The organism is Arthrobacter sp. FB24 (assembly GCF_000196235.1).
Classification (GTDB): domain Bacteria; phylum Actinomycetota; class Actinomycetes; order Actinomycetales; family Micrococcaceae; genus Arthrobacter.
This window is the reverse complement of record NC_008541.1, coordinates 191,279-206,969: the sequence shown is the minus strand read 5'-3', so window position 1 is coordinate 206,969 and position 15,691 is coordinate 191,279. Positions and strand designations below refer to the sequence as shown.

Below are 15,691 nucleotides of genomic sequence, written 5' to 3'. Positions count from 1 at the left end.
TTGCCATTTATACCCCCTGGGGGTATGTTGTCGGTAGATCCCCATCACCAAGGGTGAAGCCTCAAAGGAGCACATCATGGAACCCCGCCACGGTGCAGGCCAACTGCACACCGGGCAGCCGGATCAGGGCCAGCCGCACGCCGGCCACTCTGCGCATCCGGAGCACGGCACCCACCAGCTGCCCGGCCAGGGCACTCAGCCGGCCGGCCACGGGCCCGTTGACGACGAACACATGGTCCACAGCCACGGCCAGCATGCCGGCCACAGCGTGGCGATGTTCAAGAACAGGTTCTGGCTGACGCTTGCCTTGGCCGTGCCGGTGGTCTTCTTCAGCCCGATGTTCGGGCACCTCCTGGGCTACATGCCGCCGGCCTTCCCCGGCTCCACCTGGATCCCGCCGCTCCTGGGCACCGTGATCTACCTGTACGGAGGCCAGCCGTTCCTCCGCGGCGGGCTCACCGAGCTCAAGTCCCGGAAACCCGGCATGATGCTTCTGATCGGCATGGCCATCACGGTGGCCTTCGTTGCGTCCTGGGCCACCAGCCTGGGGATCGGCGGATTCGATCTGGACTTCTGGTGGGAGCTGGCGCTTCTCGTCGCCATCATGCTGCTGGGCCATTGGATCGAAATGCGGGCGCTCGGCTCGGCCCAGGGGGCGCTGGATGCCCTGGCGGCGCTGCTTCCCGACGAGGCGGAACGCATCACGGACGCCGGCTCCGAAACCGTCGCAGTTTCCGAACTCCGCTCCGGCGATCTCATCCTGGTCCGCTCGGGCGGGCGGATGCCGGCTGACGGCATCGTCAGCGACGGGCAGGCGGAGTTCGACGAATCCATGATCACGGGCGAGTCCAGGACCGTCCTGCGTTCGCCGGGAGATCCGGTGGTGGCCGGAACGATCGCGACGGACAACGCTGTCAGGGTACAGGTCTCCGCCATCGGCGAGGACACGGCCCTGGCCGGAATCCAGCGGCTCGTTGCCGAGGCTCAGGCGTCGTCCTCCAAGGCCCAGGCCCTCGCGGACCGGGCAGCGGCGTTCCTCTTCTACTTCGCCGCTGGCGCCGGCGTCATCACCTTCGCCGCCTGGACGCTGATGGGCAGCATTTCCGACGCCGTGACACGCACCGTGACGGTGCTGGTCATTGCCTGCCCCCATGCGCTGGGGCTTGCCATCCCGCTGGTGATCGCCATTTCCACCGAACGCGCAGCCCGGGCCGGCGTGCTGATCAAGAACCGGATGGCACTGGAGCGCATGCGGACGGTCGACGTCGTGCTTTTCGACAAAACCGGAACCCTCACCAAGGGCGAGCCCGAACTCAAGGACGTGGCCGCAGTTGAGGGGATGGACCGGGACGGGCTACTGGCTCTGGCCGCCGCCGTGGAATCGGACAGCGAGCACCCGGTGGCACGCGCAATCGTCGCGGCCGCCCGCGGGCGCGGGCTCACCGTCCCCAAAGCCACGGAATTCAGCTCCATGACCGGCCGCGGCGTCCGTGCCGGCATCGACGGTAGGACTGTGCATGTGGGCGGTCCCGCCCTGCTCCGCGAACTGGGAGCAAACGAGCCGGAGACGCTTGCAGCCATCACGGCAGCCTGGATGGACCGGGGAGCCGCCGTCCTCCACGTGGTGGACGACGGCGGGCGGGTCCTTGGCGCCGTCAGCCTTGAGGACGCCGTGCGACCGGAATCCCGCCAGGCTGTGGCGGCCCTGCAGAACCGCGGGATCAAGGTGGCCATGATCACCGGGGATGCGCGCCAGGTGGCCCGGGCGGTCGCCGCCGACCTCAAGATCGACGAGGTCTTCGCTGAAGTGCTCCCGGCGGACAAGGACAAGAAGGTCGCCGAACTCCAGGGCCGCGGACTCCGGGTGGCCATGGTGGGCGACGGCGTCAACGACTCCCCCGCACTGGCCCGGGCGGAAGTGGGCATCGCGATCGGCGGCGGGACCGATGTGGCAGTGGAGTCCGCCGGCGTGGTCCTGGCCGGCAACGATCCACGGGCCGTGCTGTCCATGGTGGACCTTTCCCGGGCGAGCTACCGGAAGATGTGGCAGAACCTCGTCTGGGCCACGGGCTACAACATCATTGCGGTGCCGCTGGCCGCCGGTGTGCTGGCCTTCGCAGGGGTCGTCCTGTCCCCCGCCGCGGGTGCCGTGCTGATGTCCGCCTCCACCATCGTGGTGGCCCTCAACGCGCAGCTGCTGCGCCGGCTGAAGCTCAACCCGGCGCAGGCGCGCTGACGGCGAGGAGCCACCAATGCCGGAAGCCAGCCAACGGAATTCGTCCTTCGGACAACACTTCGCCCGCGTAGGTCCGCGCATGGACGCGCGCGGCGCAGCGGACCACCGGCGGCGCCTCGTAGAGGCAGCGCACGGCACCGTCGTCGAAATCGGGGCGGGCTACGGCGCCACCTTCCCCTTCTACCCTTCCGCCGTGACCAGCGTGCTGGCGCTCGAACCGGACCCGACGCTCCGGGCGCTGGCGCTGGCAGAGGCAATCCGGGCACCGGTTCCCATCACGGTCCAGGACGGCACAGCGGAATCACTGCCCGCGGCGGATGGATCCGTGGACGTAGTGGTCTCCAGCCTGGTCCTGTGCAGCGTGGCGGACCAGTCCGCCGTCCTGACGGAAACGCTGCGGGTTCTCCGGCCCGGCGGCCTCCTGCTGTTCTACGAGCATGTCCGCTCCGCACACCCTGTACTGGCAGCTGCCGAGGACCTGTTGACCTCGCTATGGAGCCGGCTGGCCGGAGGTTGCCATCCGAACCGGGACACAGCCGGCCGGATCGCGGCCGCGGGCCTCACGCTGCAGCACGTGGAACGCTTCGGGTTTTCAGCCCTCCCCGGCAATCCGCGGATAGCCCACGTTCTCGGTGCAGCGGAAAAGTTGGGGACATGACAAGGGCGCCTGCCGCAATGGCAGGCGCCCTTTCACTCAAACCTGGGAGTAGGTGGTTAGGCCTTCCTGGGCGGCAGCGCCAGCTTGAAGACCTTGGCCCACGTGGAGCCGACCTGCTTCCAGATCGGGCCCGTGGTGTACGGCAGGCCGTAGCGCTTGCAGATCTCCTGCACCTTGGGCGCCACCTCGGCATAGCGGTTGGACGGAATGTCCGGGAAGAGGTGGTGCTCAATCTGGTGCGAAAGGTTTCCGGTCATGAGGTGCATGAACTTGGAACCGGAGATGTTGGCTGAGCCGATCATCTGGCGCACGTACCAGTCCCCGCGGGTCTCCCCTTCCACCATTTCCTCGGTGAACGTGTCCGTCCCCTCGGGGAAGTGCCCGCAGAAGATCACCGCGTGGGCCCAGACGTTGCGCACCGCATTGGCGGTCAGCGTGCCGTAGAGCGCCTGCTTGCCCGAGCCGGTCAGCATCGCGACGGCGGGAGTGGCGGCGTAATCCTTGGTGAACTGCTTGAGCGCCTTGACGCCCAGGGCCTTGAGGTCCTTGACCAGCGCTTCCTTGGACTTCTTGCCTTCCTTGTAGTCCTGGAGCTCAAGGTCGTAGATCGCGATGCCCCACTCGAAGACCGGTGCCAGGATGGCGTTATACAGCGGGTTGCCGAGGTTGAACGGCTTCCACTCCTGCTGGGGGTCCATCCGCAGCAGGTTGTATCCGACGTCGTTGTCCTTGCCCACCACGTTGGTCCAGCGGTGGTGCAGGTCATTGTGGGTGTGCTGCCAGGCGCGTGCCGGGGTGACAAAGTCCCATTCCCAGGTGGTGGAGTGGATGTCCGGGTCCCGCATCCAGTCCCACTGGCCGTGCAGCACATTGTGCCCGATCTCCATGTTTTCCAGGATCTTGGCCAGGCTGAGCAGGGTGGTGCCGGTAATCCAGGCAGCCTTGTTCCGGCTCACCAGGAGCGTCGCGCGGCCGGAGATCTCCAGCCCGCGCTGGATCTTGATCATCCGTCGGATGTACGCGGCGTCGGAGGCGCCGCGCTTCGCCAGAATGTCGTCCTTGATGGCATCAAGTTCGCGGCCCAGCTCAGCCACCTGCTCGTCGGAGAGGTGTGCTGCGGCCGGCGGACGGATCAGGGGGCTGCCGGACGCGGCCAGCGCACCTCGCCGCGTCTTCGCGGGCACGACGGCGTCTTCCGTGGTCTCGGCTTCGTGGTTGGTAACTATTGCCATGCGGTGGTGCTCCTCAAATGTCGAGGTTAACGGGTCCGGCGGCTGCCGATACACACGTCTGGATTAGTTGGCCCGGCTCGCCGTGGACTTCGCCGGTGCGGAGGTCGCGGACATGCCCTGCCCGCAGGGGGATAAGGCAGCTGTGGCAGATGCCCATCCGGCAGCCGCTGGGCATCAGCACGCCGGCGTCTTCGCCGACGTCCAGCAGCGGCGTACTTCCGTCCGCCTCCACCTCGCGGTCGGAGGCTTCAAAGGTGACCAGCCCGCCGTCGTGCCCTGCACCGGCTGCCAGGCTGGTGGTGAAGCGTTCGATGATGAGGTTGATCGGATCGGCCGCAAACGGCCCCTCCGGCTGGTGGGATTCGCCGTCCGCCGCGGAACTTTCGGCCGCCGCAGCGGCGGCCTCTGCGGACCACAGCGCCTCGGCGTCGTCCAGGAAGCCCTCCGGGCCGCACGCATAGGCTGCGCGGTGGCGCCAGTCCGGGCAGAGTTCGTCCAACACGGCGGGAGAGGTGAAGTCCATCCGGCCGCGTTCGCCGGTAAACCAGTGGGTGACCTTGAAGTTGGGGAACTGGTCGGCAAGCTCCGACAGTTCTTCCCGGAAGATGCTGTCTTCCGGGGTCCGGGCTGAGTGGATCAGCACGACGTCGGAGTCCGGGCGGTGCGGCACCAGCGTGCGGACCATGGACATGACGGGGGTGATGCCGCTGCCGGCGGTAAGCATCAGCAGCGGGCGGGGGTGCTCCGGGAGGACGAAGTCGCCCTGCGGCGGAGCCAGGAACAGCACGTCGCCGGGGCGGGTGTTGCGGACCAGTACGCCGGAAACGGCACCTACGTCGGTGACCGTGATGGCGGGATCCTGCCCGGCGGGGGCGCTCAGGGAATAGGAACGCCAGTGCCGCACGCCGTCGAGTTCGACGCCGATGCGGGCCCACTGGCCGGCCTGATGGGCCTTCCAGCCGCGGCCTGGTCGGAAGAAAATGGTGGCGGAATCGGCCGTCTCGGCGACCACCCTGGTGACTATGCCGCGCAACTGGCGGGCAGAGAACACAGGATTGAAGAGCGACAGAATATCTTCTGGAGCTAGCGGGGTGGTCAGTACAGATGCGGCGCGCGCCAGCTTACGGAGCCGGATCATGTTATTAACCTTATGTTGGATCGAGGCATATTTCTTCTCCCAAGGCATACGATCGAACGTTCTAAACTGTTCCCCCGAAACAACTTATGGAAGTCTCTCATGAACCCTCCGGCCTCGAAGAGTCCCGCCGCTCCGGCTTACGATCCGCCGTGGCTCGCCCTGCCCCGGGAGGTCAGCGACCTGCTGCGTCCCAAGATGCCCGGCATCGTAGAGGCCATCATCGACGCCGTCCCGCAACTGGTTCCCGCCTACGCCAGGCCTATCGAGGGCCGCTTCGGGCGCGGCCTGCGGCGCGGGGTGGCAGCGGCACTGGAGCGGTTCCTGCAGCTGCCGGGCACCAGGCTCCCCGCCCTGTCCGAGGAAAGCCGGCAGCTCGTGGCGGGGCTCGGCAGCGGCGAATTCCGCCAGGGCCGAAGCATGGACGCCCTGCTGAGCGCGTACCGCATGGGTGCCCGCGTGACGTTCCGGGAGATGTCCCGCATCTCGATGGAAAAAGACCTGGGCCAGAGTGTCGTGGTGGACCTGGGCGAATCGATCCTGGCGTACATCGACGAACTGTCCGCCGTGAGTGCCGAGGCCTACGCCTTTGAACAGTCCGAGCGAGCCGGGGCCGTGGACCGGCGCAGGACCGAACTGCTGGAGCTGCTGCTGATGGGCCAGGCGGACGAAGCGGCCCTGCGGCAGGCGGCCTCCATGGCCGACTGGTCGCTGCCGGCGAGGCTCGTGGTGGTCACGCTCCCGCTGGACCGGTCCGCAGGGCTTCGGCTGCAGCTGGGGCCGGGAACACTGGTGGTTGAGCGCGAAACGGATGCCGTGGCACTTGTCCCGGCCCGGAAGTCCGAGGCCGCCCGGGCGGCGCTGGAGAAGGCGTTGAAGGGCAGGTCCGCTTCCGTGGGGCCGGCCGGCGGCTGGGAGAAGGTACCCGACTCGCTGCGGCTCGCCGTGCTGGCGGCCTCGGTGCTGCCGCCGCGGGAAGGCCCCGAGGATCCGCCCATCTGGGCGGATGACCACCTGGCCCAGATCGTGCTCGGCTCCGAGCCCTCGGCCATCGCGGAACTGGCGGAGCGCAGGCTTGCGCCGCTGGAGGGCCTGCGTCCGGCGCAGCGCGAACGGCTGGCGGAGACCCTCCTCTCCTGGCTGCGGCACTGGGGCCAGCGGGCTCCGGTGGCGGCCGAGCTTGGCATCCATCCGCAGACAGTGGGTTACCGGGCGGCCCAGCTGCGGGAGCTCTTCGGCGATGCGCTGGAAGACCCTCGGGCCCGGTTCGAGCTGGAACTGGCCCTGCATGCGGGGCGGCGCTAGGCGGCCGTTCATCGGGCGGACGCCACTGCGCTGCGGCTTTGCAGCCGCAGCTCAAGGTCGTTCATCACGATGGCGGCCAGGTCCTCCAGGGCGCGGGAATCCTCGGCGGTGAACTCCCGCGGCTGGCGGTCCAGGATGCAGATGGTCCCGAGGTTGTAGCCGTCGGGAGTGCGCAGCGGCACTCCGGCATAGAACTGCAGTCCGAACTCCCCCGCGACGAGCGGGTTCGCCAGGGTGCGAGGGTCTGTGACTGCGTCCGGAACCACCCAGACCTCGTCCTGCAGGATGGCGGAGGCGCACAGCCCGGGGTCCCGCCCGATCTCGCCTACCTCGGTCCCGTGATGGGCCTTGAACCAGATCCGGTCGTGGTCCACCACGCTGACGATGGCCACGGGCACGGAGAACATCCGCGCAGCCAGGCCTACGATCCGGTCGAATGTGCCGTCCGGGGGCGAGTCCAGGATCCGGTAGCGTTCGACGGCGCGTATCCGCGCCTCTTCGTTCGCGGCGGAATCGTACGACGGCGGTGCTTCCGCCGGCACCTCGGACGGAGACGGACTGATGCTCCGCCGGCGCCCGGCGGCGCTGATGACTTCCTGCCGGAGGGCAAGGGAAACGTCCCGGGCACCCGGCCGGGCCGAAGGCTCGCGGGACAGCATGGAACTGAGCAGGGCAGCCCATTTCGGTGCCACGACGTCGGGGATGTGCGGATCCCGCAGGAGCCGTGCCATGGCTGAGGCGATCGGCGCACCCGGGTACACCGGATTGCCGGTCAGGCCCTCGAGCAGGACCAGCCCCAGGGAGTACACATCGCTGGGCGGTCCCACCGGCTCGCTGGCGGCCTGTTCCGGGCTGAGGTACTGCGGGGTGCCGGAACTTTCCGCGGGGCCGGTGCGGTTACCGTCCCCGAGGATCATGGCCACGCCGAAATCGCTCAGCTTGGCACGTGGCCGGCGGTCATCGTTGTTGTAGTCCACCAGGAGGATGTTGGCCGGCTTGACGTCGCGGTGGACGATGCCGTGATGGTGGATATACGCGAGTCCGTCGGCGAGATCGTGGCCGATCAGCGCCAGATGCGCGGCGTTGATGGGACCCTGGGCCGCGCGTGCGCGCAGGTCCGGTCCGCGGACCAGTTCCATGACCAGGTACGTGCGGCGGTGCCGGGGATCGCTGAAGTCCGCTCCTGCGTCCAGCAGGGTGACCAGCGCGTGGTGGCTCATTCCCGCCAGGATACGGACTTCCTCCCCCTGGCGGCGCGTGTGGTCCAGGTTTCCGGGATCGTCGCGGAAGAGTTTGACCGCGACTTCGCGCTGCAGGAGTTCATCGAAGGCCCGGTAGACGCCGGACTGGCTCCCGCGGCCAATCAGGGCCTCAATCCGGTATCGGCCGCTGAGGAGGTAGCCGGGTTCCATGCTTGCAGCCATGATCGGCCTCTCAGCTGTTTATTTGATAAGTATGCTTATGATATCCCGGCGATGGTCGCGGAGTCGACGCAAGGCCCGCTATTTGGCGGGGTTGTGCGTGCCGATCGGCAGCAGTGTCAGGTCCGGGTGGTTCTTTTCGATCCGGCGCAACGCCCAAATGTCGTTGAACAGGGCCAGGTATTCACCGTCGGAGCGCAGCAGCACCTCGGCGCCCGGCACGTTGGCCAGGGCGGGCATGGCGTCCGCCGTCGAAATCCTTGCCATCGAATACGGGAGCCGCTCCAGGCGCATCGGCGCGCTGAGCGCCATGCGGTCCTCCACCACCTCGAACTGCATGGGGCCGACGGCGGCGAGCACCGGCGCCTGGTCGCCGCGGATGTCGGAGCGGAGCACCTGGATGACGCCTTCGTGCTCGAGCTGCTCAATGCCGCGGCGGAACTGCTTGAAGCGGCTGGGGTCCTTGGAGCGTGCCACTTGGAAGTGCTCCGGCGCGAACAGCGGGATCGCGGGGAACTCCACGGGTTCGTCCAGGAACAGGCTGTCACCCACCCGGAGGGACGAGGCGTTGACCAGGCCGACCACGTCGCCGGGGAACGCTTCGTCAATGACCTCGCGCTCACGGCCGAACACCTGCTGGGCGTACTTGGTGGCGAATGACTTGCCGGTCCGCGTCTGCGTCACCACCATGCCGCGCTCGAACACGCCGGAGCATACGCGGATGAAGGCCACGTGGTCGCGGTGGGCCTTGTTCATGCCGGCCTGGACCTTGAAGACAAAGCCCGCGAACGGGGCATCCACCGCACGCGGTTCGCCTTCGACGTCGGGCCGCGGCGCCGCCGGCGGGGCGAAGTCCACCAGGGCGTCGAGGATTTCCTTGACGCCGAAGTTGAGGGCCGCGGAGCTGAAGAGGATCGGAGTGGCCTTGCCTGCGTGGAAGGCGTCGACATCGAACTCCAGGTTGGATTCGATGACCAGCCCCGCTTCGTCCACGGCGTTGGACCAGTCCTCGCCCTGGTTGACGGCGGCTTCCTCGGGGGTGAAGTACTCGGTGAGCGCGATGTTGGCGCCGGCGTTGTTGCGCTGGAACCGCGCGAAGCGGTCGTTGCGGAGGTCCCACACGCCGCGGAAGTCGCCCGAGATGCCCACAGCCCAGGTCAGCGGCATCGGCTGGAGTCCCGTGCGCTCGGTGATTTCGTCCATGAGGGCCAGCGCATCCAGGCCGGGGCGGTCCCACTTGTTGATCACCGTGATGATGGGCAGGTTGCGCTGCTTGCAGACCTCGAAGAGCTTCATGGTCTGTGTTTCCAGGCCCTTGGCCGCGTCAACCAGCATGACGGCGCAGTCGACGGCGGCCAGGACGCGGTAGGTGTCCTCGGAGAAGTCCGCGTGGCCGGGGGTGTCCAGCAGGTTGATCACGGTGTCCCGGTAGGCGAACTGCAGGGCTGCGGAACTGATGGAGATGCCGCGGTCCTTTTCCATCTGCATCCAGTCCGAGACCGTTTCCTTGCGGTTGGCCTTGCCGCTGGACGCGCCGGCCGTGCCGATCACCTTCGCATGCAGGGCCAGCGCTTCGGTGAGCGTGGACTTGCCGGCGTCAGGGTGGGAAATGACCGCGAAAGTCCGACGCCGGGCAGCCTGCTTGTGAATCTCCTGGACTCGGGCGGGGCTAAGGACTTCTTGAGACACGGTGCTACTTTCGCTGCGACATGGGGGCTGGTAAGGGATGCGAACGTGAGGTGAACGCGATTTTAACGCGGGGGCCGGCAGGCGTGAACTGTGCAGCCAAGGTTTCCAGTTTATCGCAGGGCGGCAGGAGCCGCCGGTGGACGCCCCAACTGCCGTCTCCCGCCGCCGTCGCCAGGGGCCTTCCGGAGCGCCGGCAGCACCAGTCCAAACGGGCCACTTTGAGGCTTGTCCGTGCGGTTAATGCGCTTCTTTGCCCCTAGTATGGAGCCAGTGGGGAAATGAGTACTTTTGATCCTGCCGGCGGAATCGTAAAACCGGCATACTTGCAGGCAGCGGCTTGCACCTTTGAAGGGAAAACCTATGGCTCGGAGCCCTGAAGATTCGCTTAAGGCGACTCTGGGCAGAGTGGCTCCAGGCACCGCTCTGCGCGATGGCCTGGAACGCATCCTCCGCGGGCGCACCGGCGCGTTGATCGTTCTGGGCTCGGACCGCACCATTGAATCCATCTGTTCCGGCGGATTCGATATCGGGATCGACTTCTCCCCCACCAGGCTTCGCGAACTCGCCAAAATGGACGGCGCCATCATCTGCGACAAGGACGCCGGCAACATCCTCCGGGCCGCTGTGCAGCTGGTTCCGGACTCGAGCATCGAGACCCAGGAGTCCGGCACCAGGCACCGCACGGCCGAACGCGTCGCCATCCAGACCGGCGTCCCGGTGATCTCCGTCAGCCAGTCCATGCAGATCATCGCCCTCTACGTGAACGGCCTGCGGCACGTCCTGGAAGGCTCCGAGAAGGTCCTTGCCCGCGCCAACCAGGCGCTGGCCACCCTGGAACGCTACCGTTCCCGCCTGGACCAGGTCACGAGTTCCCTGTCAGCGCTGGAAATCGAGGCCATGGTGACAGTCCGGGACGTCGCGGTGACGCTGCAGCGCCAGGAAATGGTGCGCCGGATCTCCGAGGAAATCTCCCAGTACGTCCTTGAGCTCGGCGAGGACGGACGGCTGCTTTCGCTGCAGCTGGATGAACTCACAGTGGGCCGGGGACCCGGCAGCGATGTGATCATCCGCGATTACGCCGGACCCAACGCGTCGCCGGAGGACATAGACGGGGCCGTCAGCGCCCTGCTGAGCCTCGGCCCCACCGAGCTGATCGACCTGAGCAGGATCGCCGGCATTATCGGCTTCGCGGGCGGCGTTGAGACCCTCGATGCCGTCGTGCAGCCGCGCGGATACCGCCTCCTGTCGGGCCTGAAGGCGGTACCCAAGGCCGTGGCGGACAGGCTCGTTGACCACTTCGGCGGCCTTCAGTACCTGATGGCAGCCACCATCGATGACCTCATGACCGTGGACGGCATCGGCGACCAGCGCGCCCGCACGGTCCGGGAGGGACTAAGCAGGATGGCCGAGGCGAGCCTGCTGGACCGTTTCCTCTAGACGTCGCCGAGCGCCAGCTCGCGGCTTGGTTTACACCGGGCCAATGTCCACGCTGCCGTCTGCCATGTTGAACGTGAACCGGCGCTCCAGCCGCCCGTTCACGCCGGCCGCCGTCCACTCCACCCCGTACCTGACGTCCAGCGAACCGCGCCCCACATCCTGCGCCGTCACGGTGCAGACAGGGGTGAAGTACAGCGATTCCTCGCCGGGCTGCAGGTCTGCCGGGCCGAACTCTTCCGCCCCCGGACCAGTCAGCCGCACGCCGGCCAACACCTCCGGGCCGCTGTTGCGTGCGCGCCCGGTGAAGGCAAGGATGTCCCCCGCCTTGTAGCCGGTGGAGACCGGCCCGTAGTTCAGGTCCTGCGCCTCGCGCGTTCCGACCACTTGGGCTGACTCCGGCGAGTACCCCTGGCCGATCTCCTTCCACGTGTGGACGTCCCACTGCCCCGCATCGGCGGCCAGCACGTGGAATTCGCCGGCGTTCTGCCACACCTCGGGACGGCCGGGCGTGATGGAGCGCAGTTCCATATCGAATACCATCCCCGATGCCGGGGGGCCGGAAGCCCTTCCGGAAGGCTGGTCTGGCCGAGCAGAGTCCTGGCGGGCGTCACGGCGGTTGCCCTGACGGAGTGCGGCGGCATCCGTGAGCTGGGCCGGCGGAATGGAGCAGAACACAATTTCCCGGTAGCCCTGGCGCTCGTAGAGGACTCCGATGTTCCCGTCGGGCAGCCTGGCCGCCGTTGAATACGCCGAGCTGCCCGGGCAAATGACGAGCTTCGCCGGCCAGCTGGCCCCGTTGTCCCGGGAGAGGCTGAGCACGGTGTTGCGGCGCAACGCGGTGTCGTGGTTGTTGGTTGCCAGCACCCACGCGTCCGTTTCTGCGGTGGCGTGGCCTAGCGGAAGCGGCAGACCGTCAAATCGGGTCACCGAGCCGTTGTCGCTGGGATCGGGAAGGTCCGCAATGGCGGTCAGCGGACTCCAGCTGTGCCCGCCGTCGCCGGAGAGCGCTGATAGCCGGCGTGGAGTGGCGCGGCTGTGGAGCAGGAGCCTGCCGTCGTTGAGGCAGGCGACCTTGTTCTCGTTGGGTGCCGCCTCGCCAGCTGTCGGCGCGCCTGCTTCCCCACCCGCCGTCGAAGGGCCGATGAACTCCCCCAGCGTCCAGGTTTCGCCGTGGTCGTCGCTGTAGGCGGACGCCGCCAAAATGTTCCCCTGCACCAGGACCACATACTGCTGGACGAGCCTCCCGGAGAACGGCCCGGCATGGATTTGGATGCCCTGCCCCGCCGCGGCGAAGATTCCGGTAATTCCGCGGCCCCGGCCGGCAGCGAGCTTGAGCTGGTCCGTGAGTCGGCGGTGCCGCCAGGTCAGCCCGTCGTCGTCGGAGTAGCTGACGTCGCAGTGCTGGACGTCGCCGTCGTTCCCCGCTCCTTCGGCGGCTTCAAAGAAGCCTGCGCGAGTGCCGGCCGCGTGGAACATGAAGATCCGGCCCGTTTCGGCGTCCACCAGCAGGCTTGGATCCCCGTACCCTTCAAGCCCGACGCCGGTGCGCACCACCTGCTGGGCCTGCCAGGACCGGCCGCTGTCCCCGCTGCGCCGTAGCAGAAGATCTATCGGGCTGGGAAGATCATCAAGGTTGGGTCGTCCGTCATAGGCGGCGAGCAGGGTGCCGCGGGCCGTCACAGCCATCGCGGGAATCCTGTACTGCCGGTAGCCGCCCCTGCCGCGTTCAGCCAGTACGTGTTCCGTGGCGGGACGCGCCATTGGAATGCCATCGGCTGAAGAAAAGAGGTGGGATGTCATATCTCCAGAGTAAATGCCCGGTAACCCAAGTCAAAGCGACCCCGCTCACACTTGACGGAAGCATGTGACCACCCTTACAGTTTTTCCTACGAGCATCGGACGTCCTACATCCGATAACTATTCTGAACGGTGAGGCATCTCATGGATAAGACGATCAAGAACCGTCCGCTGGTCAACTCCGCCAGCCGCCGGAGTTTCCTGAAATTGAGTGGTGCGGCGGGCATCGCGGCTGCTTTCGCCAGCTCACTGGCGGCCTGCGGGGGCCCTGCTGCCACCACGGCAGGCGCTTCCGGTTCAACGGCGCCGATCAACAAGGACCTCATCATCGAGGCCGGCATCTCCTACGCCCTGTCCACCGGGTTTGATCCGCTGTCCTCCTCCGGCGCCACACCCCTGGCCGCCAATCTGCACGTCTACGAAGGCCTCATCGAACTGCACCCGGCCACCCGCGAGCCGTACAACGCCCTGGCTGCCGCGGACCCCAAGATGGTCAGCCCCACCACCTACCAGGTGTCCCTCCGCCAAGGCGCCAAGTTCCACGACGGCACTCCGGTCACGGCAGACGACGTTGTCTTCTCGTTCACCCGTGTGATGGATCCGGCAAACAAGTCGCTGTTCTCGCAATTCATCCCCTTCATCAAGGAAGTCAAGGCCGTTGATGCGGCCACGGCCGAGTTCACCCTCAAATACGCTTTCCCGGGCTTCGGCCCGCGGATTTCCGTGGTCAAGGTTGTCCCCAAGGCCCTGGCCAACTTCCCGCTGGGCTCGGAACAGCTCAAGGCCTTCGATGCCAAGCCGGTGGGCACCGGCCCGTACAAACTCATCTCGGCAGTCAAGGACGACAAGATCGTTTTCGAAGCCAACCCTGACTACAACGGCCCCATGCCGGCCCTCGCAAAGGGCATGACCTGGCTGCTGCTCTCCGACGCCGCAGCGCGCGTCACCGCCATGCAGTCCGGCCGCGTGCAGGCAATCGAGGACGTCCCCTACCTGGACGTGGACGGCCTCAAGACCAAGGCCGCCGTGGAATCCGTCCAGTCCTTCGGCATGCTGTTCCTGATGTTCAACTGCACCAAGGGACCGTTCAGCGACAAGCGCGTCCGCCAGGCCCTGCACTACGGCCTGGACAAGGACTCCATCATCAAGAAGGCCCTGTTCGGCAACGCCAAGGCAGCCAGTTCCTACTTCCAGGAGGGGCACCCGGACTACGTCAAGGCGAAGAACGTCTACTCCTACGACGCCAACAAGGCCGCGGACCTGCTCAAGGAAGCCGGGGTCACCAGCCTGGAGTTCGAACTGCTGACAACGGACACCGCCTGGGTCAAGGATGTCGCCCCGCTGATGCTCGAATCCTGGAACAAGATCCCCGGGGTGAAGGTCACACTCAAGAACCTGCAGTCCGGTGCCTTGTACGCGGACCGCGTGGGCAAGGGCGACTACAGCGTGGTTGCGGCTCCGGGCGACCCCTCGGTCTTCGGAAACGACGCCGATCTGCTGCTGAGCTGGTTCTACGCCGGGGACACCTGGATGAAGGGCCGCGCCAACTGGGCCGCCACCCCTGAGCGCGCACAGCTCGTGGACCTCATGGCCAAAGCCGGCCAGTCCGCCGGGGACGAAGCCAAGAAGCTGACCGGCGAAATCGTCGACCTGGTTTCCGAGGAAGTGCCGCTGTACCCGATCTTCCACCGCCAGCTCCCCAGCGCGTGGGATTCCACCAAACTCAGCGGCTTCAAGCCGCTGCCCACCACCGGCGTCTCCTTCGTCGGCGTCGGCCGCACGGCCTAGGCCAAAGCCACACCAGATCAACCGGAGAATACATTGGTCACGATATTGCGTCTGCTCGGCCGAAGGCTCGCAGCATTGCCCCTGATGATTTTGGGCATCACCTTGCTGGTGTTCCTGGTCCTGCAGGCCGCACCCGGCGACCAAGCCAGCAGTGCCCTCGGTGAGGGCGCCAGCGAGGAAGCCAAGGAACAGTACCGGCAGGACAACGGCCTGAACGACCCGTTGTTCCTGCAGTACCTGGGCTTCCTCGCCAAACTGCTCCGCTTTGACCTGGGAGTCACCACTCCCCCGGCGAAGTCTGTGGCCACCATGATCGGTTCGGCCTTCCCGCTGACCCTCCAGTTGACGCTGCTTGGCGTGCTGATCGCCGTTGCACTGTCGCTGGCCTTCGGAATCGTCGGGGCTCTCTACCGGGACAAGTGGCAGGACCAGCTGGTGCGGGTGTTCTCAATCGCGGCGGTCGCCACGCCGTCGTTCTGGCTGGGCATCCTGCTGATCCAGTGGTTCGCCCTCGGCTCCAGCCCGATGTTCCCTTCGGGCGGCATCGCGACGCCGGAATCCGGTTTTGGCGGCTGGCTCAACTCGATGGCCCTGCCGGCCCTCGCCCTCGGTATTCCGGTCTCGGCGTCCCTCATCCGCGTGGTCCGCACCTCCATGGTGGAGGAACTGGACCGGGACTACGTCCGCACAGCCATCGGCAACGGCGTCCCCTACCGCGAAGTAGTGTCCCGGAACGTGCTGCGGAACGCCCTGGTCACCCCGGTGACCGTGCTGGGACTCCGGATCGGCTACCTGCTGGGCGGCGCCGTCGTGATCGAAATGATCTTTGCCCTTCCCGGCATGGGCCAGCTGATCCTCAACGGCATCACCAACCTCGACGTCAACCTGGTGCAGGGCGTAGTGCTGACCATCTCGGTCACCTTTGTCCTGGTGAACATCGCCGTCGACCTTCTCTACCTGCTCATCAACCCCCGAATCAGGACGGTCTGACCC

11 protein-coding genes are annotated in these 15,691 nt (G+C 66.8%); 6 read left to right on the top strand and 5 right to left on the bottom strand.

What is annotated here, in order from left to right; genetic code table 11:
* The first annotated feature begins 76 nt into the window (after positions 1-76).
* Positions 77-2,236 carry a heavy metal translocating P-type ATPase gene (locus ARTH_RS01020; protein WP_011690068.1) on the top strand — a complete coding sequence of 720 codons (2,160 nt, stop codon included), beginning with the start codon at positions 77-79 and terminating at the stop codon, positions 2,234-2,236.
* Positions 2,237-2,252: 16 nt separating this feature from the next.
* Entirely contained in the window at positions 2,253-2,894 is a 642-nt protein-coding gene (locus ARTH_RS01015; RefSeq protein ID WP_011690067.1) for a class I SAM-dependent methyltransferase, read from the top strand.
* 56 nt (positions 2,895-2,950) lie between these two features.
* Here the strand turns inward: ARTH_RS01015 and ARTH_RS01010 are convergent, their stop codons facing one another.
* Positions 2,951-4,126, bottom strand: coding sequence for a fatty acid desaturase family protein (locus ARTH_RS01010; RefSeq protein ID WP_011690066.1), 1,176 nt, complete (start codon positions 4,124-4,126; stop codon positions 2,951-2,953).
* Between the two features lie 13 nt (positions 4,127-4,139).
* A complete protein-coding gene (locus ARTH_RS01005) occupies positions 4,140-5,264 on the bottom strand; it encodes a ferredoxin reductase (RefSeq protein ID WP_011690065.1) in 1,125 nt (374 codons plus the stop codon).
* Between the two features lie 99 nt (positions 5,265-5,363).
* Here ARTH_RS01005 and ARTH_RS01000 point away from each other — a divergent pair, with 99 nt between their 5' ends.
* Entirely contained in the window at positions 5,364-6,566 is a 1,203-nt protein-coding gene (locus tag ARTH_RS01000) for a PucR family transcriptional regulator (RefSeq protein WP_043429228.1), read from the top strand.
* A gap of 8 nt (positions 6,567-6,574) precedes the next feature.
* Here ARTH_RS01000 and ARTH_RS00995 read toward each other — a convergent pair whose 3' ends face one another.
* A complete protein-coding gene (locus ARTH_RS00995; RefSeq protein ID WP_011690063.1) occupies positions 6,575-7,990 on the bottom strand; it encodes a GAF domain-containing serine/threonine-protein kinase in 1,416 nt (471 codons plus the stop codon).
* A gap of 78 nt (positions 7,991-8,068) precedes the next feature.
* The gene (locus ARTH_RS00990) at positions 8,069-9,676 is read right to left on the bottom strand and encodes a peptide chain release factor 3 (RefSeq protein ID WP_011690062.1); all 1,608 of its coding nucleotides are present in this window, start codon (positions 9,674-9,676) and stop codon (positions 8,069-8,071) included.
* Between the two features lie 360 nt (positions 9,677-10,036).
* Here ARTH_RS00990 and disA point away from each other — a divergent pair, with 360 nt between their 5' ends.
* Positions 10,037-11,113 carry a DNA integrity scanning diadenylate cyclase DisA gene (gene disA / locus ARTH_RS00985; RefSeq protein WP_011690061.1) on the top strand — a complete coding sequence of 359 codons (1,077 nt, stop codon included), beginning with the start codon at positions 10,037-10,039 and terminating at the stop codon, positions 11,111-11,113.
* A gap of 30 nt (positions 11,114-11,143) precedes the next feature.
* On the opposite strand, the gene ARTH_RS00980 is transcribed toward disA, so the two are convergent.
* Complete coding sequence (locus tag ARTH_RS00980) at positions 11,144-12,874, bottom strand: sialidase family protein (RefSeq protein ID WP_232223567.1); 1,731 nt, start codon at positions 12,872-12,874, stop codon at positions 11,144-11,146.
* 180 nt (positions 12,875-13,054) lie between these two features.
* Between ARTH_RS00980 and ARTH_RS00975 the strand changes: the two genes are divergently transcribed.
* Complete coding sequence (locus ARTH_RS00975; RefSeq protein WP_011690059.1) at positions 13,055-14,698, top strand: ABC transporter substrate-binding protein; 1,644 nt, start codon at positions 13,055-13,057, stop codon at positions 14,696-14,698.
* Positions 14,699-14,731: 33 nt separating this feature from the next.
* Positions 14,732-15,688, top strand: coding sequence for an ABC transporter permease (locus tag ARTH_RS00970; protein ID WP_011690058.1), 957 nt, complete (start codon positions 14,732-14,734; stop codon positions 15,686-15,688).
* Positions 15,689-15,691 lie beyond the last annotated feature (3 nt).